This is a genomic window from Streptomyces rimosus, assembly GCF_008704655.1.
Lineage (GTDB): Bacteria > Actinomycetota > Actinomycetes > Streptomycetales > Streptomycetaceae > Streptomyces > Streptomyces rimosus.
The window spans coordinates 4,967,778-4,993,245 of the sequence record NZ_CP023688.1 but is presented as its reverse complement, the minus strand read 5'-3'; the positions used below and the strand labels follow the sequence as shown (position 1 = coordinate 4,993,245).

20 protein-coding genes are annotated in these 25,468 nt (G+C 71.5%); 12 read left to right on the top strand and 8 right to left on the bottom strand.

Annotation, left to right across the window (positions count from 1 at the left end; translation table 11 throughout):
* Positions 1–261 precede the first annotated feature (261 nt).
* Positions 262–2,502, top strand: a complete 2,241-nt coding sequence (locus tag CP984_RS21220) for a sigma-70 family RNA polymerase sigma factor (RefSeq protein WP_078575654.1) — start codon at positions 262–264, stop codon at positions 2,500–2,502.
* Positions 2,503–2,518: 16 nt separating this feature from the next.
* Here CP984_RS21220 and CP984_RS21215 read toward each other — a convergent pair whose 3' ends face one another.
* Positions 2,519–4,600, bottom strand: coding sequence for an asparagine synthase-related protein (locus CP984_RS21215; protein WP_030180742.1), 2,082 nt, complete (start codon positions 4,598–4,600; stop codon positions 2,519–2,521).
* Between the two features lie 986 nt (positions 4,601–5,586).
* Here CP984_RS21215 and CP984_RS21210 point away from each other — a divergent pair.
* From CP984_RS21210 to CP984_RS21195, 4 genes are all read left to right on the top strand, one after another.
* A complete protein-coding gene (locus tag CP984_RS21210; RefSeq protein ID WP_003980623.1) occupies positions 5,587–7,056 on the top strand; it encodes a hypothetical protein in 1,470 nt (489 codons plus the stop codon).
* Between the two features lie 105 nt (positions 7,057–7,161).
* Complete coding sequence (gene lhgO / locus CP984_RS21205) at positions 7,162–8,664, top strand: L-2-hydroxyglutarate oxidase (protein ID WP_003980622.1); 1,503 nt, start codon at positions 7,162–7,164, stop codon at positions 8,662–8,664.
* Between the two features lie 271 nt (positions 8,665–8,935).
* Entirely contained in the window at positions 8,936–9,823 is an 888-nt protein-coding gene (gene trmB / locus CP984_RS21200) for a tRNA (guanosine(46)-N7)-methyltransferase TrmB (RefSeq protein WP_003980620.1), read from the top strand.
* Positions 9,824–9,851: 28 nt separating this feature from the next.
* On the top strand, positions 9,852–11,267 hold the full coding sequence (locus tag CP984_RS21195; RefSeq protein WP_003980619.1) for a PrsW family intramembrane metalloprotease: 1,416 nt from the start codon (positions 9,852–9,854) through the stop codon (positions 11,265–11,267).
* Positions 11,268–11,332: 65 nt separating this feature from the next.
* Here the strand turns inward: CP984_RS21195 and CP984_RS21190 are convergent, their stop codons facing one another.
* The 3 genes from CP984_RS21190 to CP984_RS21180 all read right to left on the bottom strand — a co-directional run bounded on the left by CP984_RS21190 (position 11,333) and on the right by CP984_RS21180 (position 13,422).
* Complete coding sequence (locus CP984_RS21190; protein ID WP_003980617.1) at positions 11,333–12,319, bottom strand: YDG/SRA domain-containing protein; 987 nt, start codon at positions 12,317–12,319, stop codon at positions 11,333–11,335.
* A 69-nt stretch (positions 12,320–12,388) separates the two neighbouring features.
* Positions 12,389–12,769 carry a hypothetical protein gene (locus tag CP984_RS21185; protein WP_003980616.1) on the bottom strand — a complete coding sequence of 127 codons (381 nt, stop codon included), beginning with the start codon at positions 12,767–12,769 and terminating at the stop codon, positions 12,389–12,391.
* A complete protein-coding gene (locus CP984_RS21180; protein WP_003980614.1) occupies positions 12,760–13,422 on the bottom strand; it encodes an ATP-binding protein in 663 nt (220 codons plus the stop codon). The genes CP984_RS21185 and CP984_RS21180 overlap by 10 nt, the downstream gene beginning before the upstream one ends.
* 200 nt (positions 13,423–13,622) lie before the next feature.
* On the opposite strand from CP984_RS21180, the gene CP984_RS21175 reads away from it, so the two are divergent.
* The 3 genes from CP984_RS21175 (at position 13,623) to CP984_RS42130 (ending at position 15,101) form a co-directional block, all read left to right on the top strand.
* Positions 13,623–14,459, top strand: a complete 837-nt coding sequence (locus CP984_RS21175; protein WP_030180736.1) for a helix-turn-helix domain-containing protein — start codon at positions 13,623–13,625, stop codon at positions 14,457–14,459.
* 11 nt (positions 14,460–14,470) lie between these two features.
* Positions 14,471–14,671 (top strand): DUF397 domain-containing protein, encoded by a 201-nt coding sequence (locus CP984_RS21170; RefSeq protein WP_003980611.1) that lies wholly within the window; start codon positions 14,471–14,473, stop codon positions 14,669–14,671.
* Positions 14,672–14,795: 124 nt separating this feature from the next.
* A complete protein-coding gene (locus CP984_RS42130; RefSeq protein WP_003980610.1) occupies positions 14,796–15,101 on the top strand; it encodes a hypothetical protein in 306 nt (101 codons plus the stop codon).
* A gap of 87 nt (positions 15,102–15,188) precedes the next feature.
* Here CP984_RS42130 and CP984_RS21160 read toward each other — a convergent pair whose 3' ends face one another.
* The 3 genes from CP984_RS21160 to CP984_RS21150 form a co-directional block, all read right to left on the bottom strand.
* Positions 15,189–16,136, bottom strand: a complete 948-nt coding sequence (locus CP984_RS21160; RefSeq protein ID WP_003980609.1) for an aldo/keto reductase — start codon at positions 16,134–16,136, stop codon at positions 15,189–15,191.
* A 95-nt stretch (positions 16,137–16,231) separates the two neighbouring features.
* A complete protein-coding gene (locus CP984_RS21155; RefSeq protein ID WP_003980608.1) occupies positions 16,232–17,788 on the bottom strand; it encodes an MFS transporter in 1,557 nt (518 codons plus the stop codon).
* A 190-nt stretch (positions 17,789–17,978) separates the two neighbouring features.
* Positions 17,979–19,160, bottom strand: coding sequence for a M23 family metallopeptidase (locus tag CP984_RS21150; protein ID WP_003980607.1), 1,182 nt, complete (start codon positions 19,158–19,160; stop codon positions 17,979–17,981).
* A gap of 574 nt (positions 19,161–19,734) precedes the next feature.
* Between CP984_RS21150 and CP984_RS21145 the strand changes: the two genes are divergently transcribed.
* A complete protein-coding gene (locus CP984_RS21145; protein WP_003980606.1) occupies positions 19,735–20,775 on the top strand; it encodes a DUF2332 domain-containing protein in 1,041 nt (346 codons plus the stop codon).
* 54 nt (positions 20,776–20,829) lie between these two features.
* Here the strand turns inward: CP984_RS21145 and CP984_RS21140 are convergent, their stop codons facing one another.
* Complete coding sequence (locus CP984_RS21140) at positions 20,830–21,915, bottom strand: PP2C family protein-serine/threonine phosphatase (RefSeq protein WP_003980605.1); 1,086 nt, start codon at positions 21,913–21,915, stop codon at positions 20,830–20,832.
* 846 nt (positions 21,916–22,761) lie between these two features.
* On the opposite strand from CP984_RS21140, the gene CP984_RS21135 reads away from it, so the two are divergent.
* The 3 genes from CP984_RS21135 to CP984_RS21125 all read left to right on the top strand — a co-directional run bounded on the left by CP984_RS21135 (position 22,762) and on the right by CP984_RS21125 (position 25,427).
* Positions 22,762–23,496 carry an ANTAR domain-containing protein gene (locus tag CP984_RS21135; protein ID WP_003980604.1) on the top strand — a complete coding sequence of 245 codons (735 nt, stop codon included), beginning with the start codon at positions 22,762–22,764 and terminating at the stop codon, positions 23,494–23,496.
* Between the two features lie 83 nt (positions 23,497–23,579).
* Positions 23,580–24,503, top strand: coding sequence for a GAF domain-containing protein (locus CP984_RS21130; RefSeq protein WP_003980603.1), 924 nt, complete (start codon positions 23,580–23,582; stop codon positions 24,501–24,503).
* 261 nt (positions 24,504–24,764) lie between these two features.
* Positions 24,765–25,427 (top strand): hypothetical protein, encoded by a 663-nt coding sequence (locus tag CP984_RS21125; protein WP_003980602.1) that lies wholly within the window; start codon positions 24,765–24,767, stop codon positions 25,425–25,427.
* Positions 25,428–25,468: the final 41 nt, after the last annotated feature.

Sequence of the window (25,468 nt, the reverse complement as noted above, 5' to 3'; positions counted from 1 at the left end):
CCGTACGGCCGGGCACGTTGATCATCCGCCCATCGGGCACGGGCCGAACCGGTCGGGTCCGAATCGGAGCCGGTCACGTCCGAAACGCATCGGTCGGGTACGGGCCGAAGAAGTATTCCCCGGACGAGTGACCTTCAGTGCTCGCGGTGGGGAACTCGCCCCGGACGAGTGGTTGGTGTGCTCACCGGACGAGCCACGGGCCGCTGTATGGCACGCTGACGCGGTATTACCGCAGTGACGGCGTGTTCGGGGGCCTCGGCGATGGGTGTGGACGGGCGGAACGAACGGCGCGACGGCGAGGCCGGTCCGGCCGGCGCCGGCGCAGCCGCCGGATCACGGGCCTCTCAAGTCCCCGGGCAGAAACGTCCCTACGGGGCGCATGCCGAGGGCGACGAGCACGACCGCCACGACCGGGCCGCGGACGACCACCGCCCCGGACCGGCCGAACGAAGCGTTCCTGCACAGCGTGAGCGCGCCGACCGCGCGGCTGGCGGCCCGTACGGCCGTACCGCGGACGGCTCGAAGCCCGGAGCGGGCGAGCCGGAGGGCGCGCGGGGAGCGAAGGGCCGGGGCGCCCACCGTAAACCGGGCCGCAAAGAGGCGCCGCGCCCTGCCGAAGCGGCCGCGCCTCCCCCGCAGTCCCCGGACACCGCCGCCGAGCCGCCCGGCCCGCTGCCCTCGGACAGCGAGCTGGTCGCCCTCATGCGCGGCGGCGACGACAGCGCGTACGAGGAGTTGTACCGCCGTCACGCCGGCGCGGTCCGGCGCTACGCGCGCACCTGCTGCCGCGACGCCCACACCGCCGACGACCTGACCGGCGAGGTCTTCGCCCGCACCCTCCAGGCGGTGCGCGGCGGCGCCGGCCCGGACACGGCCGTACGCGCCTACCTGCTGACCACCGTCCGCCGGGTGGCCGCCACCTGGGGAAGGACGGCGAAGCGCGAGCACCTGGTCGAGGACTTCGCGGTGTTCGCGGTGTCGGCGGCCGGTGCGTCGCTGGACGACGACACACTCGACCTCGGCGCGGACGTGCGCGCCATGCACGACGCCGAGCAGACCATGGCCGTACGGGCGTTCCGCAGCCTGCCGGAGCACTACCAGACCGTGCTGTGGCACACCACGATCGAGGACGAGTCGCCGAGCGAGGTCGCGCCGCTGCTCGGCCTGTCGGCGAACGCCACCGCCGTACTGGCCCACCGCGCCCGCGAGGGTCTGAAGCAGGCGTACCTTCAGGCGCACGTCAACCGCGCGCTGACTTCTGAGGGCGACTGCGCGCGGTACGCCGACCGGCTCGGCGCGTACGCCCGCGGCGGGCTGCGGATGCGGGCCGAGCGCGGGCTGCGCAAGCACCTGGAGGACTGTGCCCGTTGCCGTACGGCGGCCCTGGAGGTCGCGGACGTCAACGAGCACATCCGCCTCGTGCTGCCCGTCGCGGTCATCGGCTGGTTCGCCGCCGGATACGCGGTCAAGGGGGCCGCGGCGGTGGTGGGGCTCGGTGGGGCGGGCGCGGTGGCGGGGGCCGGTGCGGCCGCGGCGGCCGGTGGGGTGGGGGCGAGTGCCGGGGCCGGTGGGGCGGGTGCTGCCGCGGGAGCGGGAGGAGCTGCGGGAGCCGGTGGAGCTGCCGGGGCGGGTGCCGGCGGGGCCGGTGGTGCGGGTGGGGTCGGTGCCGCGGTGGGTGAGGGGCTCGGGGCGCCCGCGAAGGTGGCGATCGGTGCGGGGGTGTTGATCGTGGCGGGCGCCGCGCTCGCGCTGGCGCTGATCGGCGATTCGCAGCCCGAGCCGCGTACGCAGGCCAAGCAGCCGGGGGCGGCCTCACTCGCTCCGCAACCGTCCGCGTCACAGCCGCCGGAGCGCACGCCGGAGCAACCGACCCCGACGCCCGCCACCTCGTACTCGAAGCCGACCCCCGGCGCTTCGTCCACGCCCCGCCCCACACCGACCCCCTCCCCGTCCCCGTCGCAGTCCTCGCCCGCACCGGCGCCCGAGCCGCCGCAGTCGGCCCCGCCGTCCCGGCCGCCCACGCACCCACCGCGGCCGAGGCCGACCCCGACCCCGCCGGCACCCGCCCCGTCTCCGTACCAGATCAACGAGTTGACGTGGGACCTCGTGGGCGACGGCACGAAGCCCGAGGTGCGCATGGCGGACAGCAGCTGGCTGTGGCAGCGGCAGGGGCTGCGCGTCGGCGGCAAGAAGTACCGGCACGGCGTGACCGTGCACGCGCCGTCCTCCGTGACCATCGATCTGCACCGGCAGTGCACGGCGTACGACGCCTACGCGGGCGTGGACGATCTGGGGCTCGGCCTGGGTGTGCTGCGCTTTTCCGTGTACGCGGACGGCCAGCGGCTCTGGCGGTCGGGAGTGATGCGCGGCGGCCGGCCGGCCGTCCCCGTGCACGTGCCGCTGACCGGCCACAAGACGGTGCGGCTGGTCGTCGAGCCCGCCTCGCCCAACACCGTGATGTTCCTGGGTGACTGGGCGCAGTCGCAGATCACGTGCAAGTGACCTGCCCGGCGGCTTCTCAAAGACTCGGCCGGGGCGTCACCCCGCCCGCCACCGCGCGCCGCCGGGGCGCGGCCGTGCCGGTCCAGCAGGTGCCGCGCCGGGCGAGCAGGCGGCGGAGCCACAGCTCGGTGGAGACGAGTTCGGCGAGGCCGTCCAGGGGCAGCGGGGCGCCTTCGGCCGCCGCGCGCAGGGCCTTGCGTACGACGCGCGCCTCGACCAGGCCCGCGTCGGCGAGCAGCGGGGTGTCGAAGAGGCCGACCACGTCGCCGATCGAGGTGCGCAGGCCCGCCCGTACGGCCGCGGCGTGCGTGAGGTGCGAGGTGGCACCCCAGCCGGGCGGCAGGTCGCGGACGCCCGCGCCCGACAGGACGGCGCGCAGCACGGCCGCCCGCGCCCCCGGCTGCACGCGGAGCGTGTCCGGGAGCGCGCGGCAGGCCAGCACCACCTGGTTGTCCAGGAAGGGCGCGTGCAGCCGCTGGTTCCGTACCTCGGCGGCCTGTTCGAAGATCCGGTGGTCGGCGGCGTGCCGGGCCAGCGCGGCGCGCGCCCGGCGCTCCCCGGGCCGCCCCACGGCGGGCGACCGGTCGGCCGCGGACGTGAGGCGAACCGATACTTCGGCCAGTGCCTCCCCCGTCAGCCACCGCGCCGCGGGCCCGGGCCGGCACCAGGAGAGCGCCGCCAGCGAGGCGTCCACCGCTCCGCCGACCGCCGCCTCGTCGGAAAACTGCCGCTCTCTCAGGCGCGTCGCCGTCTCGGCGATCCCCGCCGCGTAGGGCGTACGGGCCAGCTTCCGGGCCGCGCGGTAGACGGTGAACGGGACCAGGGCGGACTGCGACAGCGGCCCGTCGGCCCTGGCCAGCGCCGTGACCGGCCGCAGCAGGTGGCGCCTGCGGCGGTCCATGAGCAGGTCGGCCAGGCGCGCGGGGTGCGCGTCCAGGACCTGCCGCGCGCCGGCGCCCACGAAGTGATCCGCGCTCCCCGCCAGCAGGCGCCGCCGATGGCGACCGGCGGTGATCAGCGACGGGCCCGGCTCATCCGTGAGCGGCCCGTTTTCCAGGTCCGCATACGGGAGGGCTTCCTCGCCCGCCGCGACGACCACATGACGGAGGCGCGGATTGGCGGCCATACTCCGGGCGCGCTCCAATTCGGCTTCGCGGTACGACTGTCCTCCGTGGGTGGCGCGGTCGTTGAACGTGACGGCCAGCAGGCGCTCACCGCGCCCGTTGACCGTGCCCGGCACCCCCGGCAGCCCGGCCGCGAGCAGCGCCAGAGTGGCGGAAGCACTCCCTCCGGAAAGGTCGGCGCCGACGCCGGGGGCCGGGGCGCCGCGCGCGGCCCGCCGCTCGGCCGGCCCCATGCCCGGCACCGGGCCCGGGTCCAGCCCGCCCGGCCCGTCCGGGTCCGGGGCGTGCCGGACCCCGGTCAGCCGCGCCCGTACGGCCTCGATCAGCGCGTCCCGCACCCCGTCGACGGCCTGCTCGGGCGGCAGTTGGGGCGCCGCCACCGCCAGCGAGGCCGTCGGTTCGTACGAGGTGATGTCGCTGCTGCCGCCGCGCAGGACGAGCGCGTGGCCGGGCGGTACCCGCCGTACGCCCTCGTACGGCGTGCCCGCGCCCAGCGCCTCGGGCGCGTCCGGGCAGGCCAGCAGCGCGGCCAGATGCCCGATGTCGAGGCCCGCCTCGATGAGGTCGGCGAGCGGGAGGGCGGCGGTGGCGTACGCCGTACCGCCCGCCCACGGGGTGTGGAAGACCGGCCGGGCGCCCGCCAGGTCGCCGGTGACCGTCACGCGCCGGCCGACCTGGACGACGGCCGTGTAGCTGCCGGGCCAGGCGGTGAGGTGGCGCAGCGCGCCACCACGGGCCGCGAAGAGGCCGACGCGCAGCTGGTCGTCGGTGGCGCCGCAGACCCCGAAGACGGCAAGCCGGGTCTGCGCGTCGGCCTGGACCACGCGCACCTCGTCGGGGCGCCAGTCGCCGACCGCCCACAGCGGGTCGGGGTCGCCCCACAAAAGCTGCGCGCCCACGGGGACGAGCGTGCGGGCCTCCTCGGTGGGGACCGCTCCCGTGGCGGTACTGCTCCACCCCACCAACCAGCGCATCGCCGCCTCCACCCCTTTTCGCCGCCGCCGGGCGGCCCCCGTCCCTCCGCCGCCGCGGAAGCCGGCCCACCCGGGAAGCGTCCCCGGTGGTCGGCAGGGTGGACCGGACCGCCGCCCCGCACAGCGGATTGCCAAGCCGTTGCCAAGCTGTTGCGCGGACCATGCTGCCACGACAGGGGCGCTCGGGAGGCGCCAAAGAGAGCCTGTGTACGGGGGTGTTCGGAAGACGTTACCGGGCCCGCGCGTGCCGGGTCCGGCATGCGTTCGGGCCGTGTTCCGGGTGCGCGGTGCCCCGAGGGGGCCGCGGTGGTGTAAGAAGGGCCCTTCGCGGCCCTTGGCCCGGAGGCGGGGAGGTGGCGGAAGGTGACAAGGGTTCGGCACCGTCCCGGAGACACGCGCCAGGCGATCGTTTCGCCCCGCCGACACCCTGCCGTACGGCGATTTTCGGCCAAAATCTGTGGCACGCACCGCGGTTGGCCCGATACCGGCCGACCACCGGCCACCCCGCGCCCGGGGCCGGCCGGCCGGCTCGCGGCCCCCGTCCCGTACGGCCACGAACGCCCCATCCACCCCCTACCGAACGGCCGGGCGCCCTCCCGACCGCCACAGCCAAGCGGACGCCCTCCAGGCCGACTCGACGGGCCCGTCCCGCACATGCGACAGTCCGGGAGGCGGGACTCGCCCCCCGGACCGGACCGCCACCCGCGGGGAATGAGGTGGCGGTGTCCCCCAGCCCACTGGATCCAGTGCAGCGGGCCGACCCACGCACATCCCATGGAAGCGCTCCCGTCCCGCAGCGGCCAGCGCGCACACACGGGCGCACGGCAACACGTACCCGGAGCACATGCCAAACCCCCTACACCCGCTTGGACTTGAAACCCGCCATCCGGGACATCGGCACTTAACGGTCGGGATTCGGCGAACTACTCTGGGTGGACGCATGCCCCGGGGTAGCGGGGCGGCCGTCGCTGTGTCGAGGGGTGCGCATGTCAAGGGATATACGCGGGCCGAATGAGAAGCTCGGCACCGTTCTCGCCCTCGCGGGGATCAGCAATGCCGGGCTTGCCCGCCGGGTCAACGACCTCGGGGCGCAGCGCGGGTTGACGCTTCGCTACGACAAGACGTCGGTCGCCCGGTGGGTGTCCAAGGGCATGGTGCCGCAGGGCGCCGCGCCCCATCTGATCGCGGCCGCGATAGCCGGCAAGCTCGGCCGGCCGGTACCGCTCCACGAGATCGGGCTGGCCGACGCCGACCCGGCCCCGGAAGTGGGCCTGGCCTTCCCGCGCGACGTGGGCGCCGCCGTCCGCTCCGCGACCGAGCTGTACCGCCTCGACCTGGCCGGACGCCGCGGCGGCGGAGGCATCTGGCAGAGCCTGGCCGGATCCTTCTCGGTGAGCGCGTACGCGACACCCGCATCCCGGTGGCTGATATCCCCGGCCGACAGTTCGGTCGCCCGGGAAGCGACCGACCTGCGGGACGTACGCAACGGCAACGGCTCGGCGGGTGTCCAGGACGGCGCCCCCGGGGACACCGCACCGCTGCACGTCGGGCACAGCGACGTCAGCAAGCTGCGGGAGGCCGCCGAGGACGCGCGCCGCTGGGACTCCAAGTACGGCGGCGGAGACTGGCGCTCCTCGATGGTGCCCGAGTGCCTGCGGGTGGACGCCGCGCCGCTGCTCCTCGCCTCGTACAGCGACGAGGTCGGCAGAGCCCTCTTCGGGGCCACCGCCGAACTGACCAGGCTCGCGGGCTGGATGGCCTTCGACACCGGCCAGCAGGAGGCGGCCCAGCGGTACTACATCCAGGCGCTGCGCCTGGCCCGTGCCGCCGCCGACGTCCCGCTGGGGGGATACGTCCTGGCCTCGATGTCACTCCAGGCGACCTACAGAGGCTTCGCCGACGAGGGCGTCGACCTGGCGCAGGCGGCCCTGGAGCGCAACCGCGGTCTGGCCACGGCCCGCACCATGAGCTTCTTCCGCCTGGTCGAGGCGCGGGCCCAGGCCAAGGCCAACGAGTCGCGCGCCTGCGAGGTGGCCCTCAAGGCCGCCGAAGGCTGGCTGGAGCGCTCCCGCGAGGGCGACCCCGACCCGTCCTGGCTGGACTTCTACTCCTACGAACGCTTCGCCGCCGACGCCGCCGAGTGCTACCGCGACCTGCGGCTTCCCCGCCAGGTCCGCCGCTTCACGGAGCAGGCGCTCTCCCGCCCGACGGAGGAGTACGTCCGCTCGCACGGCCTGCGGCTGGTCGTCTCGGCGGTGGCCGAGCTGGAGTCCGGCAATCTGGACGCGGCCTGCGCGGCCGGCACCCGGGCGGTCGAGGTGGCCGGCCGCATCTCGTCGGCCCGCACGACCGAGTACGTACGCGACCTCCTGCACCGCCTGGAGCCGTACGGTGACGAGCCCCGCGTGGTGGAACTGCGCGAACGGGCGCGCCCTCTGCTGGTGGCGCCGGCGTAGCCGGGGATGTGCGGGCCCGGACACGGCCCGCACGCCCCGCGCCCGGCCCGTTGTCAGACCCCCCGGTCATGATGGGATACGTCTGATTCCAGGGGAGGTGCTGTGATGGCGTACGACTGCGATGTGCTGGTGATCGGTGCCGGGATCGTGGGGCTCTCGACGGCCTACGCGATCACGCGCGCCGCCCCCGGCGCCCGGGTGGTGGTCCTGGAGAAGGAGCCCGGCCCCGCCCGCCACCAGACCGGCCGGAACAGCGGCGTGATCCACAGCGGCATCTACTACCCGCCCGGCTCCCTGAAGGCCCGCTTCGCGCTCCAGGGCTCGGCGGAGATGGTCAAGTTCTGCCTCGACCACGCCATCCCCCACGAGGTCACCGGCAAGCTGATCGTCGCCACCGACCGCGCCGAGCTGCCCCGCCTGCACAGCCTGATCCAGCGCGGCCGGGAGCACGGCATCCCGGTACGCGAACTGGGCCCCGCCCAGATCGCACAGTACGAACCCGAGGTCAGCGGCCTCGCCGCCATCCACGTCGGCACAACCGGCATCACCGACTTCGGCGCGGTGGCCCGCTGCCTGGCCACCCTGGCGACGGAAGCGGGCGCACACATCGTGTACGGCTCCGAGGTCACCGCGATCGGGCGGCGGGCGGGGCGGGTGGCGGTGCGGGTGTCTTCGGGTGGGGGGATGGGGGCGGGGCGCATTGCCGGTGGTGTGGCGCGTACGCCTGTGGATACGGGGCGTGGGGCGGGGCGTGCGTCTGCCGATACGGGGCGGGTGGCAGGTGAGGTGAGTCGTGCGCCTGCCGATACCGAGCGCGTGCCGGGTGAGGCGGGTTGTGCGCCCACCGATGCGGAGCGTGCGTTCGGCGACGCGCCTCACACGCCCGCCGACGCCTTGCGTGCCTCCTTCGACCGCGCCTCCTCCGCCCCCGCCTCCTCCGACACGGTCTTCCGCGCCCGCGTCCTGATCAACTGCGCCGGTCTGCACTGCGACCGGATCGCGCGCCTGGCGGGCGACGCGCCGGGCATGCGCATCGTCCCCTTCCGCGGCGAGTACCACACCCTCGCCCCGGCCCGCGCCTCCCTGGTGCGCGGCCTGGTCTACCCGGTCCCCGACCCCGCGTTCCCGTTCCTCGGCGTCCACCTCACCCGTGGGATCGACGGCTCCGTCCACATCGGCCCGAACGCCGTCCCGGCCCTCGCCCGCGAGGGGTACGACTGGCGCACCGTCCGCCCCGCCGACCTGGCCGGCACCCTGGCGTACCCCGGCTCCTGGCACATAGCCCGCCGTCACTGGCGCTACGGCGCGGGCGAACTGCACCGCTCCCTCTCCCGCCGCGCCTTCACCGAGGCCGTCCGCCGTCTGCTGCCGGCGATCCGCGAGGAGGACCTACGGCCGTCCCCCGCCGGCGTACGTGCCCAGGCCGTCCTGCCCGACGGCACCCTCGCCGACGACTTCCTGATCACGGAAACCCCGTCCATCGTCCACGTCCTGAACGCCCCGTCCCCCGCGGCCACGGCCTCCCTCCCCATTGGCAGGGAGATAGCCGGGCGGGCTCTGGGGATGCTGGAGGGGCGTTTGGCTGAGGGGGGCGTGGCGTCCGGCTGAGGGCGCGTGACGACCAGCCGAGGAAGAGACGGCTCCGCTTGGCTGGGGGACGTGGCGTCCAGCTGGGGAAGAGGCGACAGCGTCCGGCTGAGAAGGGGGCAGCATCCGGCTACGAAGGAGGCGGAGCCCGGCCGAGAAGGCGCCGACGCCGCCACCATCTGCGCCGCCCTCCGACAGCCACCGGCCCCGTACCCCCGTGCCCGCCCCCGTGTGCCGCCACCGTCCCCGTACCCGACCCCACACCCGACCCCGCCCGTAGAATCGACCCACTGTGTCCGAGAACCCCGCCACTCCCGAATCCAGCCCTGCCGCCGAGTCCGGTGCGGCCGCCGAGTCCGCCCCCGACGCCACTCCACGGCCCGCGACCGACCGGTCCGCGGAAGCGGCCGAGGCGCCCGTCCCCCGGGACGACACCCGCCCGCGCCCGCGCACCGAGCCGATGTTCCCCGACGGCACCGGCCCCGCGGCCGACCCGGCCGGATCTCACCACGAGCGGCGGATCCGGTCCTTCCAGCCCCGGCGCAGCCGGGTCTCCCCCGGGCAGGCCGACGCGCTGCGGCGCCTGTGGCCGAAGTGGGGTCTGGACATCGACGGCCTCTCCAGGATCGACCTGAACGAGATGTTCGAGGGCCGCCCGGTCATCCTCGAAATCGGCTTCGGCATGGGTGAGGCCACGGCGCAGATGGCCGCCGCCGACCCGGACACCGGCATCCTCGCCTGCGACGTCCACACCCCGGGCCAGGGCAACCTGCTCGGCCTCGCGGAACGCAACGGCCTGTCCAACATCCGCGTGGCCAACGGCGACGCGATCATCCTGCTCCGCGAGATGCTCGCCCCCGCCTCCCTGGCCGGCCTGCGCGTCTACTTCCCGGACCCGTGGCCCAAGAAGCGCCACCACAAGCGCCGCCTGATCCAGCCCGAGTTCATCGCCCTGGCCTCGACCCGGCTCGCGCCCGGCGCCCTGGTCCACTGCGCGACCGACTGGGAGCCGTACGCGGAGCAGATGCTCGATGTCCTCTCCGCCGAGCCGACCCTCGAAAACCTGCATTCCGGCTACGCCCCGCGCCCGGACTTCCGCCCGCTGACCAAATTCGAGGGGCAGGGCCTGGACAAGGGCCACGTCGTCCACGACCTCCTCTTCCGGCGGCGCCCGGCATAGCCCGCCCCGCGGTGGTTAGGGTCGATGGGTGAATCCGCCGCAGCCGCCTCCGCTTCCGCCGAAACCGGCGTACGCGCCCGATCCGCGCTACGCCGCCTCCGCCGCGTCGCCCGCGGCGGCGCAGTGGCACTACGCCCCGCGCCGCCGCCCGGCGCCCTGGCACAGCAGAACAGCGCGCGCCATAGCCCTGTTCTCCCTGCTCGCCCTCTCCGGCGTGATCATCCTGGCGATGGTCCGCCAGCAGACCGGTACGCAGGGTTTCCTCGTCGGTCTCGGCCTCGCCGTCTTCCCCGTACCCGTCCTGATAGCCGGCTTCTGCTGGCTGGACCGCATAGACCCCGAACCCCGCCGCAACCTGGTCTTCGCCTTCGCCTGGGGCGCCTGCGCCGCCACCCTCGTCGCGCTCCTGGCCAACGGTCTGGCCACCAACTGGCTGGAGAACAACCTCTCCACCCTCTCCCCCGACGACGCCCAGACCTGGGGCGCGACCGTCTTCGCCCCGGTCATAGAGGAGAGCGTCAAGGCCGCCGCGGTCGTCCTGCTCTTCCTCTTCCGCCGCCAGAACTTCGCCGGCGTCACGGACGGCCTCGTCCTCGCCGGCATCACCGCCACCGGCTTCGCCTTCACCGAGAACATCCTCTATCTGGGCAACGCCTTCGGCCAGGACCAGTCCCTCGGCCACACCGGGCTCGACTCCCTCACGGCGGGCACGTTCTTCGTCCGCATCATCATGTCGCCGTTCGCCCACCCGCTGTTCACCATGCTCACGGGCCTGGCCTTCGGCATAGCCGCCACCAGCTACCCGCACCGCCGCCCGCTACGCCTGGCCCTGCCCTTCCTCGGCCTGGCCACCGCCGTCCTCCTGCACGCCATCTGGAACGCCGCCACCACCCTCGGCGACCTCGGCTTCCTCACCGTCTACGGCCTCTTCATGCTGCCCGTCTTCGCGGCCCTGACCTGGCTCGCCGTCTGGGCCCGCCACCGCGAACTCCTCGCCCTGCGCACCTACCTCCCCCCGTACGTCACCACCGGCTGGCTCTCCCCCACCGAACCCATCTCCCTGTCCTCCCTCAAAACCCGCTCGGTGGCCCGCGACATAGCCCGCCGCACCCAAGGCCCCACCGCCGCCCGCGCAGTAACGGAATACGCCGCCACAGCCACCACCCTCGCCTTCCTACGCCGCCAAGCCCACCGAACCGGCCCCACCCCCACCTTCCCCACCCAAGAACAAGCCCTCCTGAACCACCTGTGGCAACACAAACCAGTGGCCCACCCAGCGTTGCTGCAGGCACTGCACACCACCCACCGCCCCCTCTACACGCCCCAGAGCCCGCCACACCCCATGGCGTCCCCCTCGGCCATACGCATCCCACCAGCACCCCAAAATGCCCCAGGCCCCAGCAGCCCCCGCCCTCCCCACGACGGCTCCCCGCCCGCAGCCTGACTCCGCCACATGCGGGCGGTAGCCGCCGGGGCCTCACTCACCCCACGTATGACGAGGACGTCGGATCAGAGCGGAAGCTCCGCCTGTCCGTCAACGGAGTCGGCTTCAGCTTCCTCCGCGACCACCGACTCTTCCTCCCGATTGGCCCAACGGCCCCGGTGCTGGCGCACACAATCCACGCGCAGATGATGCTCCTTCTTTCGGTGCAACGCGCGGACGAACTTCTGAGTGAGGCCGTCGATGACGTCGAAGTCATCAGTAAGCTGCAGCGCTCCTCGATCGAAGAGCACGTGACAGTTTGGGCAGAGGCACAGCACGTTCCATGTCTTGTCAGGGCCGTCGTGCGGCTTTCCCAGGGCATGGATGTGTGCTGCCTCGCTGTACGCATCGCCGCCCGGCGACACTACGAGACGGGTCCCGCAGATCTGGCACGCGTTGTCGTACATCTCCTTGACTTCTGCGACGACCTTCGAGTCACGAATACGTTGCTCACGCGCGACCACCCGACGCACCTGTTCCTCAAGGCTGGTCGTCTCACCTTCAACAGGATCTACTGGTCGCGGCTGTGCTTCTTCGCCAGGCCCCAGTTTCAGTAGCTTGAACTGGCAGATCCGGAAGCCATCCTTCCCTATGGTCATCCAGTGATCTGCCACCCGGTAGAGACCACGATATTCGTATCCTTTGGTCGCCTTTCCCCTCTTGATTCCCAGCCCACGGATCACCCGGACCGGGTATCCGAGCGCCTGGTTCAGCAGCAGGCCCGCGTTGCCCGGTGAGCTCATGGTCTGGTCAGCTACGAGGCGTCTGGCGCTCCTATCGAGCCCGCCTTCGCCTGTATAGATGATCTCTTTGTCTCCGTAGACATCATCGATGTAGCCACCCGAGAGGATGATGGAGTCGACGCCGCCCTTTGCCGTTCCGGCGATTCCCATGCGGGGACGCCGGTGCACCCGTGCTGCGTGCAGCGCCGTATGCCCCTCGAACCACTGCCCCTCAACAACGTTCGGGGGGTGTCCAAAATATGCGGGGTTTGCCGATCTCGCCTTCGCCATCCACAGATGATGTCAACAGCAGGCTGACCATGGCACTCAGGCGGACGACAGTGTGTCAACTTACACACCTCAAGAACCGTTCTCCTGCGGCTCTTCGGTGCGTCCGCTCCATCGAGCATGATCCGCCACCACCTGGCCTGCGATCCCCTGCAGCCTCCCCAGTGCGTGCCGAAGAGCGCTTGGGACTTCGGTACGGCGATCTGGGATCACCTCCCGTACGTGTACGGGAAAGGACACGGCCGCTACCCCCGGGCCTACGAACACCGCAATAACGAAGCTGTCGTCCTGGGCGTCGACTGGCACCAGCTGATGCACCACGACGCCCTCCAGCAGCCCTGCTGCCTGCGCCGCCATGACGAGGAGCTCCACGTCGAGCGCGTCACAACAGCTCGCGACGTCAACCCCGTACTCCTCAGCGACCTTTGCCACCACCACATCCGTCAACTCCACTGCGCCACACCTCCCAGCCGGCCTTCGAAGTGCATCTGCGCCCGGTCGAGAACTTCCTCCGGGTCGCGGCCGTGAGCACGAAGCCAGTAGAGAAGGTCAACAATCAGTGCGATCGCGGCCTCTTCACTTGCAGCGACGCGAAGTCGACCATTCAGTGCGGTGCCCTGCGACGGTACGCAGTCGTAGAGAGTGAGCAGCGCTTCAGCCTTGGAAAGCTCCGGACAACACGCACCGTCACAGGGCGCATCGACGAGCGAAGCGATCTCACACCAGGTGGTCTTTCCGGTGGCTGTAGGAACGACTCCCCATCGATCCGCCATGGCGCCAACGAGCCCGAGCCCACGCCCCGTCTCCGAGAAGCCAACGGAGGAGAGGAGCACGGGAAGCCTCTCACGCAAAGGGTCTCGGACCTCGATACGCAGGTGAGCTGCGCTCAGCGTGACGGAAAGGGTGACGGGGGTTCCCGAACCGACGTGATGAATCACGTTAGTGATCAGCTCACTAACACAGAGCTCGGCAGTGTCTTCGATTTCTGCAAGCCCCCACGTTTCCAAGCGAGCACGGACGAGTCGCCTCAAGTCGGGGACCACTTCAGGCTTGGCGATGAAGTTGCTGGACCACTCAGGCCGTGAGGTGCGGTGGTTGAAGTACATGGGATCAGCTCCCTCGCATGGCGCACGCCGAGGTGGCCACCAAGGGTGATCACCGAGCGCGGTTGGTCGCTCTGCGTGAGAGAGTGACAGGAGCGCATCCCGATATGCAATGTGCACGAAGGGATTCGCTCCAACGAGTGATTGGCCCTGCTGGATGCGACGGGGAGACTGAACCTCCGTACGCCACAGGGAGGTTCGCCATGGCTGGTTCACCCACTGCACGCCGTCGCCGACTTGCGATCGAACTCAAACGACTTCGCGAAGACAACAAGCTGACCTGCAACGACGTGGGGAAAGCGCTGGACTGGAGCGGTTCCAAAGTCAACCGGCTGGAAACCGGTCAGGGCAGGGTGCAGCCATCGGATGTTGACGCGCTGTGTCGCTTCTACGAGACCAGTGATGATCTACGCGAGCTACTGAAGGAGCTCGCGAAGCAGTCCAAGACCCGAGGCTGGTGGCATGCGTACGGGTCGGCCGTTCCCTCATGGTTCTCGGTGTACGTCGGGCTCGAAGCAGCCGCTTCCAGTCTGCGCACCTATGAATGCGAGTTCATTCCCGGGTTGCTGCAAACAGAGAGCTACGCGCGAGAGCTACACCTGGCAACGTCACAGTCCCCTCCCGGCGACGTGGAGCGCATGATTGCCGTACGCATGAAACGACAGTCCTTGCTCACTGGGCCAAGCGCCCCCTCCCTCTGGGCCATCGTGCACGAGAGTGCACTGCGGCATGCAATTGGCGATAAGGAGGCGATGCGCGCTCAGTACGAACATCTGCTGTGCGTGAGCCAGTTGAGCAACATCACGGTGCAGGTTCTGCCATTCGACGCGGGAAGCTACCCCGCCACGGGGGCATACACGATCTTGGGCTTCCCCGAGCAGGAGGATCCTGACATCGTGTATCGCGATGGCTTGACCGACGCGGTTTACCTTGAGCAGGCGGATGATGTCGCACGCTACACGCGATCTTTCGACAACTTGCGTGCACTCTCCTTGAGCCCGCGGCGATCAAACAGCGTGATCAGACAGCTTATGGCGTAAGGACTCACCTGATGAATAAGGTTTCGCCCTCTATCTGGCACAAGAGCAGCTACAGCAACGGGTCGGGAGGCAACTGCATAGAGACATCCTCCATATTGGCTGGCGCGATACTGGTGCGTGACTCAAAGCACACGGAGGGCCCCGTACTCGCCTTCCCGCGGGGAACGTGGCGACTGTTCCTGGACAAGGTTCGAGAAGCGAGCTGGGGCTGACCTTCATCAGATGTAGCGTCCTAACGACCTGAGTATGCTGCGCCCCCTTCACGAAAGTGCGATCAGGGCCCAGGCGTAAGGTCAAAGAGCTAGTCGGTTTGTCTCTCACGTGGAGGTACTGCTCATGGCTCGGGTGCCGAGTTCCTTGGTTGCTGTTACTGGGCTCGTAGGTGGCTACGCCGTAGCCCGCTGGACCAAAAAGCGGCCGCTGGGTGGGGTGGCGCTGGCTGTTGCGGGGGCTGTGGCGGCTCGGGAGTGGGAGCGGAAAGCCGGGGCGAAGGCTGCTGTTGTGTTGAGTGGGGCTTATGTGGCGGCGTTTGCCGGGTCGCATCCGTTGGCCAAGAAGGTGGGGGCCTGGCCGTCGGTGTTTGCGGTGGCGGGGGTTGTGGGGGTTGCCTCCTGGGCGGTTGCTGATCGGGGTGGGAAGTAGGCCGGGTAGGCAGGTTTCACCGGCGCAAGACGCAAGCGGGTGGGCGCGTACTGGGTACGTGGCCACCCGCTTTCGCGTCTTCGGTGGTCAGGCCGATGCCTCGTTGAGGAGGGTCAGGTCGTCGTTGGTGAGGTGGAGGTCGGAGAGGGCCAGCAGGGCGGGGAGTTGGTCGACCGTGCGGGCGCTGGCGATGGGGGACGTGACCGTGGGCTGGGCGGCCAGCCAGGCGAGGGCGACCGTGGCGTGTTCGGCCTGGTGGGCGGCGGCCACGGTGTCCAGGGCGGCGAGGACCTTGCGGCCGCGGTCGGTGGACAGGTACTGGGCGGCCTTTTCGGAACGGACGCTGTTCACGTCGCTGTCCGGGCGGTACTTGCCGGTCAGGAAGCCCGACGCGAGGGCGTAGTACGGGACGGCGCCGAGGCCGTGGCGCGCGGCGGTGTCGGCCAGCTCCCCCTCGTATGTTTCACGGGAAACCAAGTTGTAGTGGGGCTGTACGGCGACGTAGCGGGCCAGGTTCTCGTCGGCGGAGAAGGTCAGGGCCGCTTCCAGGCGCTGCGCCGAGATGTTGGAGGCGGCGATCTCGCGGACCTTGCCGGCCTTGACGAGTTCGTCGAGGACCGGGAGGAAGTCGGAGACGTCGAGGGATTCGTCGTCGTAGTGGGTGTAGTAGAGGTCGATGTAGTCGGTGCGCAGACGGGTCAGGGACTCGTCGACGGCGGCTTTGATGGTGGCCGGGGCCAGGCCCTTGTGGTCCGGGTGAGCGCCGACCTTGGTGGCGATGACCACCTGGTCGCGGTTGCCGCGGGAGGCGAGCCAGTTGCCGATGACGGTCTCGGACTCGCCGCCCTTGTTGCCGGGCACCCAGGCCGAGTACACGTCGGCGGTGTCGATGAAGTTACCGCCGCCCTCGACGTACGCGTCCAGCACGGCGAAGGACTGGGGCTCGTCCGCGGACCAGCCGAAGACGTTGCCGCCGAGGGAGAGCGGGGAGACGGACAGGGAGCCGAGGGTCTTCTGTGTATGTGTATCGGTCATGATCTTCCCAACGTAGGCCGGAAGGTGCGGCACCGCAGCCGGGCAGGGGAAGAAGGCGCAAACAGGCCGGCTCGGGCACGGGCACGAAGGCCGGGTCAGGTGCCGGGGGCCGAGGACAGCGGGCTGGCGATGCTTTCCAGGGAGCGGCGTTCGGCGCGTACGGCCAGTAGGGCGGCGGTGAGGCCGGCCAGGCACATCAAGGTGGCGCCGATGCAGAAGGCGAGTGCGGTGTCGGCGACCACGCCGGATTCGGTCAGGCCGGCGAAGACCAAAGGCCCGCTGATGCCGCCCGCGGCCGTACCGACCGCGTAGAAGAAGGCGATGGCCATGGCCCGGGTCTCCATGGGGAAGATCTCCGAGACGGTCAGATACGCGCTGCTGGCGCCGGCCGAGGCGAAGAAGAGGACCACGCACCAGCACGCGGTGAGCGTCGTGGCGGTCAGGTGGCCCGCGGAGAAGAGCCAGGCGGTGGCGAAGAGGAGGGCGCCGGAGAGGAGGTAGGTGCCGGAGATCATGATGCGGCGGCCGGCCGTGTCGAAGAGCTTGCCGAGGAGCAGCGGGCCCAGGAAGTTCCCGGCCGCCATCACGGCGAAGTAGTAGCCGGTGCTCGCCGTCGGCACGTCGAAGAACGCGGTCAGGATGGCGCCGAAGCCGAAGGTGACGGCGTTGTAGAGGAACGCCTGGCCAACGAAGAGGGCGAGGCCGAGGATGGCGCGCCGGCGGTAGCGCGAGAAGACGGTGCGGGCGATCTCGGTGAAGCCGATGCTCTTGCGGGGATGGATGGTGATCTCGCCCTCGGGCTCGGGCAGCGGCGCGCCCTTCTCGTCGGTGATCTGTTTCTCGATGGAGGCGACGAGCCGGTCCGCCTCCTCGCCCCGCCCGTGGATGAACAGCCAGCGTGGGCTCTCCGGCACATGGCGGCGTACGAGGAGGATGACCAGGCCGAGGACGACGCCGAGCGCGAAGGTCAGCCGCCAGCCGACGTTCATGGGGAAGATCGCGGTGTTCAGCATCACGATGGACAGCAGGGATCCGCCGATCGCGCCGAGCCAGAAGCTGCCGTTGATGAGGAGGTCGACGCGCCCCCGGTAGGCCGACGGGATCAGCTCATCGACGGCCGAGTTGATCGCCGCGTACTCGCCGCCGATCCCGAAGCCGGTCAGGAAGCGGAAGACGAAGAACCACCAGGAGGAGAAGGAGACCGCGGTCAGGGCGGTGGCGGCCAGGTAGACGGCCAGCGTGATCAAGAACAGCTTCTTGCGGCCGAAGAGGTCGGTGAGCCGTCCGAAGAACAGCGCGCCCGAACAGGCCCCCGCCACGTACAGGGCCGCGGCGACGCCTGTGACCTGCGCGGACGAGATGGGCAGACCGCTGCCCTGCTCGGAAAGGCGGCCGGCGATATTGCCGACGACGGTCACTTCCAGGCCGTCCAGGATCCACACCGTGCCGAGGCCGATCACCACCATCCAGTGCCAACGGGACCAGGGCAGCCGGTCGAGGCGGGCGGGGACGTCGGTGGTGATGGTGGGGGTGTTGGCAGTGGGGGTGGTGTGCTTGTCCGCGCGGCCGGCGTTCCCCGTGTTCCGGTCCGCGGTCGTACCGGGTGCGGCCCCGCCGCCGTTCCCCGCCCCCGCCTTGTCGTTCGGTTTCATCGCACCCTCCTGGACCGGGCCGGGGCCGGTTCACCCCGGCGGCGCATCCATCCGAGTGCCCGGACACCGCCGCGCAAAGCAATCCGCCGCCCAAAGCACACGGAATGCCCAGGTCGGAGGGGGGAGGAAGGGAAGAGCGGAAGGGGCGGAAGGGGCGGGAAGAGAGGTGGGCCCCGCCCCCACACCCGCCTCAGACGTCGAGCCCGTGCTCCCGCAGCCACGGCTTCGGGTCGACCGGAGCGCCGCCGCCCGGACGTACTTCCAGGTGGAGGTGCGGGCCGGTGACGTTGCCGGTGGCGCCGACGCGGCCGATGACCTCGCCGGCGGCGACCTTGCCGGAGGCACGCACGATCGACGAGAGGTGGCAGAACCACAGCTCCGTACCGTCGTCCGTGGTGAGGACGATGCGGTAGCCGTACGCGCCGGTCCAGCCGGCCTGGGTGATCGTGCCGCCGTGAACCGCCTTGGCCGGGGTGCCGGTGGGGGCGGCGAAGTCCAGTCCGGTGTGGTTGGCCACCCAGCGGTCGCCCGCCTGGCCGAAGCCGGCGGTGAGGGTGTAGGAGGTGAGGGGCGATACGTAACTGCGGGCCAGTTGGGCGCGGCGCTCGGCCTCCGCCTTCGCGCGGGCCGCCGCCTCCGCCTCGCGCTCCGCTGCCCCCTTGGCGGCCCCGGCCTTGTCGGCCTCCTGCCGGTCCGCCGCCGCGTCCCGCGTGGCCTGTTCGCCGACGGCCTGCTCGGCGGCCACGCGCTCCTCGTCCTGCGCGGCGCTCTCTTGCCGGTCGGCCTGCTGGAGGATGCGGTCGCGCAGCGATTCGCCCGCGCCTCTGCCCTGCTCCGCCTCGCTGCGGCTGAGGCCGGCCCGGGTGAGGGGGCCGGCGGACGCCTCGGTGACGCCGTCGGGGCCCGGGGAGTCCGGCGCGCCGGATATCAGGTCGCCGATGCCCGGCAGGGACGTGACCTCCGGCAGCTGGGCCGCGAGGTCGTCCGCGAGTCCGCCGAGGTCGGGCATCGACACCGGTACCGGGGGCCGGTCCTCGGCCGACGCCATGCCGCCGGCGCCCACCGCCGCGATGACGCCGACGCCCAGGACCGTACCGCCGCGGGCGAGTCCGCCGCGCTGCTTGCCGATGACGCGGTGCTTGCCGCGTACGGGGCGCACGGAGTCCTCGGTCGGGTTCCACTCCTCGAAGGAGTCGAAGGGGGCGCCGGCCGTACCAACGGCGCTCACCGCGTCAACCTCGAACGCGCCGGGGTCGGCGGTCGCTTGGGGCACGATGCGTATGCCGGAGGTGTGCGAGGCGGCGGCGGATGGCGCGCCGGCAGCACCAAAAGGCACCTCGGGGACCGAGCCGGCAGGGCTGTTGGACGCCACGGGGGCGCACTCCTTTCCTTCCTCTCGCCTACCGGGTCAGCGGTGGGGCCGCCTACCGGGCCGGGCGGCGCCGGCGGTGGCCCTCCCAGAGCGTCGGGCGCTGGGACGTGCGGAGCAGGACGGGCTCCTGGGCCTGCGACGGACGGTTCCGATGGGCACGGAGGGGTACGGATCGGCGGCCGTCCGGCACACCCCGAGGTGGTGGTTGCCCGGTTCCCGGGACTCACGCCGGTCCGGCACCGGGGCGCAGGCCGGTCCAGCGGTGGTCCAACGGTGATTCAGTTGTGAACCTGCTGACGGGATTCGGCGTCGGCGCACGGTGCCGCCTCTTGCGACGGCTGGGACGACCGCGCTCCGTTATCGGACTGTAATAGACTCCGCGGCCGGATACCAAGCGTTCGGGCGAATCCGAGGTCATTTTGTGGTGGCTTTGGCCCAGACTTACGCCCCATCAAGTATGAAATCAGGGCAACTTGAAAAACGATCTTCAAACCTGAAATCCCCGATTGTGCGGGAGTCGTTATGCGTGAGGGGGCCAGACGATGACGCTCCGTATGGGCAGTAACGTCTGATCATGGTCGTCAACAGCGCGCGGGCACTGGCGGATCGATATGTGAACTTCGCCTGGTATCAGGCGCGCGGGCAGTCCGACGCCCACGAGGAGCTGGCCGCGCGGATCGGCCACGATCCCGAGTTCTGCGCCCACCTCGCGCGCTGCCTGCCGGACGGCGAGAAGCAGCAGCCCAACCTCCTGCTCGCCGCCGTCCGCTACCTCGACGGCCCCTACGCGGAGCACGGCCCGCGCGGCGACGCGGCGTACCGCGGCTGGCGCGAGTGGACCCTGCGCCACTGGGACGAGGTGAGCGCCGTCATCATGCGGCGCCGGACGCAGACCAACGAGCCGGCCCGCTGCGCCACCCTGCTCCCCCTCTTCGCCCGGCTGCCGCAGCCGCTCGCGCTCTTGGAGGTCGGCGCGTCGGCGGGCCTGTGCCTCTACCCGGACCGCTATCGCTACCGCTACGACGAGCGGCCGGAGTTCGGCGCGCCGGACAGCTCGGCGGTCCTGCGCTGCCGTACGGGGCCGGGCACCCCCGTACCCGACCGCGTCCCGGACATCGCCTGGCGCGCAGGCATCGACCTCAACCCCCTCGACCCGGCCGACCCCGACGACGTCCGCTGGCTGGAGGCCCTCATCTGGCCGGGCGCCACCGACGAGCGCCTACGGAGCCAGCGGGCCGCCAGAGAGGCGGTACGGTCCGCGCCGCGCCCCCGTATGGTGCGCGGCGACCTGATCGACACGCTGCCCGCGCTGGCGGCCGAGGCGCCGCCCGGGGCGACGCTCGTCGTCTTCCACACCTCCGTACTGGCGTACCTCCCCCTGGAGCGCCGCGAGGAGTTCGCCCGGCTCGTACGGTCCGTACTACAGGAGCGCGACCGCCTCGGGCACGGCCCCGGGCACTGGATCTCCAACGAGCACCATCCCGTTCTCCCGTGGATCGTCCCGCACCGGCTCGTGCACCCCCTGCCGACGACGGAACGGCTGCTGACCCTGGCCCTCGACGAGCGGCCGGTCGCCCTGACCGGTCAGCACGGCCAGAGCGTGCAGTGGCTGTGAGCCCCTAAGGCGCCCCTCCGGCCGCAAGAGGCCATACCGCTACGCTCACGCCGCTCACCCCCGCATCGGCCGCTGCACGGCCAGCAGCGCCATGTCGTCCGCCGTCTCCCCGCCCGTGTGCGCTGCCACGTCCTCCACCAACGCGTCCAGTAGCGCCTCCGGACCCAGACCGGACCAGACCCGGCCACCCAACCGCGCCACCGGGTCGTAGAAGACCCCGTCGCGGTTGCGGGCCTCGGTCACGCCGTCCGTGAAGAGCAGCAGGATCGAGCCCGCCGGGCAGGCCGTCTCGTCCGCCCGGTCCGGCCAGCCCGCCACCTCGCTCATGCCGAGCGGCAGCGCGGGAGATTTCGGTGTCAGCTCGCACAGCTCACCGTTGGGCGCGAACAGCAGCGGTGCCGGATGGCCTCGGTTGAGGACGCGCAAGGCGGCGTGTTCGTCCGAGGGCAGTTCCGCCAGTACGGCCGTGGTGAACCCCTCGAACTGGTCGAGGCCCTCCCGCCGGCTGCCTTCGCGTTGCAGCGCGCGCTCCAGCCGCCCCGCCACGGCCTCCAGACTGGCCTCCTGTTCGGCGGCCTCGCGGAAGGCCCCGATGACGATCACCGCGGCCTCCACGGCCTCCAGGCCCTTGCCCCGTACGTCGCCGACGATCAACCGTACGCCGTGCGGGGTGTCCTGGACCGCATACAGGTCGCCGCCGATCCGGGCGTCCGCCTGCGCCGCCACGTAGCGCGCCGCGACCGCCAGCCCGCCGATCCGCTCCGCGGGCGTCGGCAGCACGGCCCGCTGGGCAGCCTCCGCGACGTCCCGTACGGAGGCCAGCCGCGCGTCGCTCATCCGTACGACCCGGTTGATACCGAGCGCCAGGATGGCGACCACCAGAACCGTCAGCCCCTCGGTGAAGGACTGGTTCGTGTCCCGCCCTCCGTGGTACGTCACGACCCAGGTCTCGGCCGCGACGGCGGCCACCGCGGTCACGGCCGTACTGCGCAGCGAGTACAGCGGCGCCGCCACCAGGGGCGCGGCGGAGAAGAACGGCGCGGCCGTGTAGCGCTCGGGCGTACCGCTGTCGAAGATCAGCCCCGCCACCAGCAGGATCAGCGGCAGCCAGCAGACGACCCGCTGCCCGAACGGCGACATGCCGGAGCGGCGCCGCCGCCGCTCCCGATCGCCCGTACGGACCCTGCCGCCTCGACGCACCCGCACCGGCCTGCCTCCCACTCCCGCGCGCCCGTCCGACCCGTACGAACACCGTCGCCGTCCCCAGGTTTTCCGCTGCCGCGCCGGGCGGCGAATCAGATTGGGCCGTACGGGTCAACCGGGCCGGAGGCGGGCGGAGGGCCCGCGGCGCATCCCGAGGGCGCTTGTCCGTCGTCGCACGCCCCTGCGAAGGCGGGCGCCCGCCCCGGAAACACGACGACGCCCCCGCCAGGAAGTTCCCGGCGGGGGCGTCGTGGGGCGGACCGGAGGGCTCGCCTCCGGCGCGTACCTGGTGGGCCATCAGGGGCTCGAACCCTGAACCAATGGATTAAAAGACCCGACGAACACGGGACCGACGATCCCGCGTAGTCCGCCGGAGTCCAGTTCTCCCTGGTCACAGCGCCTATGGCTGACGCCAGGTCCACCACCGGACCGGCCTGTGTCACGCCGTCCGCTCACGCATCGCTCACGCATGGCGGACGGCTGACCAGGCATTCGGCGCCGGTCCTGTACACCTGGGCGACGGATGGCGACCGCTGGGCCAGCTCTGGCGGCGGGCACGGTGCGCTGAGGAGACTTCCGGGAAAGTCGGCTGGAGGCCGGGTGTCGGGAAGATTTCCGTAGGAAAATGGTCTCGCGTGCCGACGGCGCCTGGGTCGGGCCGGTTCACAGGGGCTCGCTGACGGGAACGGAAGCAGCGGAAAGGATTCGCAATGGAGCCGAGCTGCTCGAACACCGCTCGCAGTACGGAGGGGAGGGGAGGGGAGGGGAGGGCTGCCGAAGGACTTGCTCATCACGGTGCTGAGGCTGTCGGATGCCAGCTCGGCGCAGAGTGCGTCCCAGCGGCTGGGCGTGCTGGCGCGCCTGGTGCGGGACCGGCTGCTGGCTGTGGGGGTTTCGGCGGAGGCGGCGGCTTTGGTGCAGGCACCCCGGGCACGCGGCGGCGGGTGGGACTGCGGGGACAGTGGGCCGCTGGCGGCGCGGCTGGCGCGGGAGGAGGGCGGCAGGCGGCCCGGTCCGGGGAGGGACACCTTGCGCCGGGGCACGCCGTTGACCGGGGTGGGGCTGGAGAGTGCCGGACGGGTTCTTTGGCCCGGGTTCGGTGCCGCCGCGTCGGCCGTCGGCGTGCGCGCGGTCACCACGGTGGCACTGCCCCTGGCCGACAGGGGTCGGGGCGTTGTGGTGGTCTATCACCTCGATGAACGGCTCGTGCCCGAGGACTGCCTCACCGAGGTGCGGTTTCTGGCCATGGCGTGTGCCCAGGGGCTACGGCATCAGGAAGCCCTGCGGGTCTGCGGTCAGCTGGAGGGCGCGTTGCAGAGCCGGGTCCTGATCGAACAGGCCAAGGGGCAGGTCAGCGAGCGTAGAGAGTGCACCCCTGATGCGGCGTTCGCGCTGTTGCGCTCTTATGCCCGCGCGCATCAGGTGGCCCTGCACGAGGTGGCCCGGTGGGTGCTGGACGGCACGTTGACCGCTTCCCCCTTCGACAGGTCCCCGTTACGCCGGGCGACCGGCGCGTAATAACCAGCCTTCGCGGCCGGAGCCGGGGCGACACGGCCCGTATGCCCGGGGTCCATAAAGCCGCCCGGATGTCAGGAAGACCGATGACCGGGGAAGTTGGATTCGAACTCGGTGCGGATGCGCGGCTGGAATCGGGATTCCAGCGAGGTGTCGTCCTGTGCATGGCGGCACAGAAGGCGCAGGCAAGGGCCCGGCAGATGAAGGAGCAGGCATTACGGATGCGGCAGCAGGCCCAGGAGACGCGGCAGCAGGCCCAGGAGACGCGGCGGTGGGCCGAGCAGGTACGTAAGCAGACACGGCAAATGCGTCAGCGCGATCAGCAGATGCCGCCGGCGGACCGGGCCCCGGAGCTTTCCACTGTGCTGGGGGACTTCGACTTGTGCGCTCCTCCGCTGCAGGCGTGCGCCCACGGTTTGGGACTGGACGGACTGTCGATCCTGCTGGCCTGCGGGGCCAGCTCCCTGGACCCGGAGGCGGTGCACTGCTGGGGCCCTGCGGCCCGCCCCTTGGAGGATCTGCAACGGGTCCAGGGCCAAGGCCCCGGCCGGGATGCCGTACGCACCGCACGGATGGTGCTGGTGCCGGATGTGGCAGACCTGACCACGTCGCGCTGGCCCGGCCTTCCGGCGTGCATCGAGGCGTTGGGGGTGCGCGCCGTGTTCGCTTTCCCCCTCCTCGTCGAGGAGCTGGCCATCGGTGCGCTGATCGGCCATCGCAAAACCCCAGGACCTATGGAGCCTGGGCAGCTGCATCATGCGCTGGGCCTGGCCGATGTCATCGCGCTGGCCGCCGCTGACTCCGCTGACTGGCTCTTCTCCCTGGAAAATCTTCCCTTCGCCCACCTCCACCAGGCCACCGGCACGCTCACCGAACGGCTGGACATGACGTCGGAGCTGGCGATCCTGCGGCTGCGGGCTCATGCCTTCGGCCATAGCCGCACCCTGCTGGGCACGGCGCTCGCCGTCCTCCAAGGCAGGATCAGCCCCGAAGAGATCAACAGCCGCTGACACAGGCCGGCTGCAGTTCCCCTCGGCACGACAGGCGGCTCCCGTGGCTGCTGGGCCGAACCACAGGGAGCTGCTTGCCGGAACGGCGGTACGGCCAAGCGGGCCCCCGCTCAGCCGCCGTACAGCAGCAGGGCATCCTCGCGCGGAACGTCAGCACGCGACAAGAACGCGCACGCGCGTCCCTCCCGGCTGCCGCCCATGCTGCGACGTGGCTGACCTGCGCGCGGCTCACCCCGCCCGGAGCCGGGGCATACTGCCAAGATGGGCACCGAACCGCAGGACGGCACGCCGGACGCCGGCGCCACCGCGCCTGGCCAGGGCGGACGTGAAAGTGCCGTCGGCCAGCGCGAGCAGCTGTTCACCAAGCGGGAAGAAGCCGCCGACGCACGCGAGCGCACCGCCGATGAACGCGAAGCGGTGGCAGACGAGCGGGAGGAGGCCGCCGACGCGCGCGAGCGCGCCCTCGACGCACGAGAAGAACATGTCGATGGGCGGGCCCGCGACCTGGGCAAGCCGGCCCCCAGCTTGCGCCAGCGCGCCTACGAGCACATCAGCCGCTCCCGCGACCTGCTGGCCTCCAGCCAGGCATCCCTCGATCGCAGCGAGGCGGTGCTGCGCCGCGCGGACGCCCGCGACCAGCGCGAACAGGACGCCATCGACCAGGAGACGGCCGAGGCCGCAGCAGCCCAGGGCACGCCGCTACCGCGCGAAGTCCTGGAAGCCCGGCTGCACCGGCTGCGCCGGCGGGCCGCCGCCGCGCTCCTGACGCTGGCCGACGCCCACGACGCCCTGGCCCGCGACCACGAACAGCACGCCCGCCCCCAGCAGGCCACCGCCCACCGGCGCCAGGCCGAACAGACCCGCCAAGCCGCAGACCAGATCCCCGCCGCTCCCGAACCCGCCCCTCCCCAGGATCCCGCCTGACCAGGGCGCGCCACGTGAGGCGCGGGCCGTCACGCGGTGCC

Excerpts from the sequence above, each read along its gene's own strand:
- CP984_RS21190 (WP_003980617.1), bottom strand. The coding sequence starts at position 12,319 with ATGGCGAAGGCGAGATCGGCAAACCCCGCATATTTTGGACACCCCCCG.
- CP984_RS21180 (WP_003980614.1), bottom strand. The coding sequence starts at position 13,422 with ATGTACTTCAACCACCGCACCTCACGGCCTGAGTGGTCCAGCAACTTC.
- CP984_RS21175 (WP_030180736.1), top strand. The coding sequence starts at position 13,623 with ATGGCTGGTTCACCCACTGCACGCCGTCGCCGACTTGCGATCGAACTC.
- CP984_RS21220 (WP_078575654.1), top strand. The coding sequence starts at position 262 with ATGGGTGTGGACGGGCGGAACGAACGGCGCGACGGCGAGGCCGGTCCG.
- CP984_RS21140 (WP_003980605.1), bottom strand. The coding sequence starts at position 21,915 with ATGTCGCCGTTCGGGCAGCGGGTCGTCTGCTGGCTGCCGCTGATCCTG.
- CP984_RS42130 (WP_003980610.1), top strand. The coding sequence starts at position 14,796 with ATGGCTCGGGTGCCGAGTTCCTTGGTTGCTGTTACTGGGCTCGTAGGT.
- CP984_RS21160 (WP_003980609.1), bottom strand. The coding sequence starts at position 16,136 with ATGACCGATACACATACACAGAAGACCCTCGGCTCCCTGTCCGTCTCC.
- CP984_RS21130 (WP_003980603.1), top strand. The coding sequence starts at position 23,580 with ATGACCGGGGAAGTTGGATTCGAACTCGGTGCGGATGCGCGGCTGGAA.
- CP984_RS21155 (WP_003980608.1), bottom strand. The coding sequence starts at position 17,788 with ATGAAACCGAACGACAAGGCGGGGGCGGGGAACGGCGGCGGGGCCGCA.
- CP984_RS21210 (WP_003980623.1), top strand. The coding sequence starts at position 5,587 with ATGTCAAGGGATATACGCGGGCCGAATGAGAAGCTCGGCACCGTTCTC.
- lhgO (WP_003980622.1), top strand. The coding sequence starts at position 7,162 with ATGGCGTACGACTGCGATGTGCTGGTGATCGGTGCCGGGATCGTGGGG.
- CP984_RS21215 (WP_030180742.1), bottom strand. The coding sequence starts at position 4,600 with ATGCGCTGGTTGGTGGGGTGGAGCAGTACCGCCACGGGAGCGGTCCCC.
- CP984_RS21125 (WP_003980602.1), top strand. The coding sequence starts at position 24,765 with ATGGGCACCGAACCGCAGGACGGCACGCCGGACGCCGGCGCCACCGCG.
- CP984_RS21145 (WP_003980606.1), top strand. The coding sequence starts at position 19,735 with ATGGTCGTCAACAGCGCGCGGGCACTGGCGGATCGATATGTGAACTTC.
- CP984_RS21170 (WP_003980611.1), top strand. The coding sequence starts at position 14,471 with ATGAATAAGGTTTCGCCCTCTATCTGGCACAAGAGCAGCTACAGCAAC.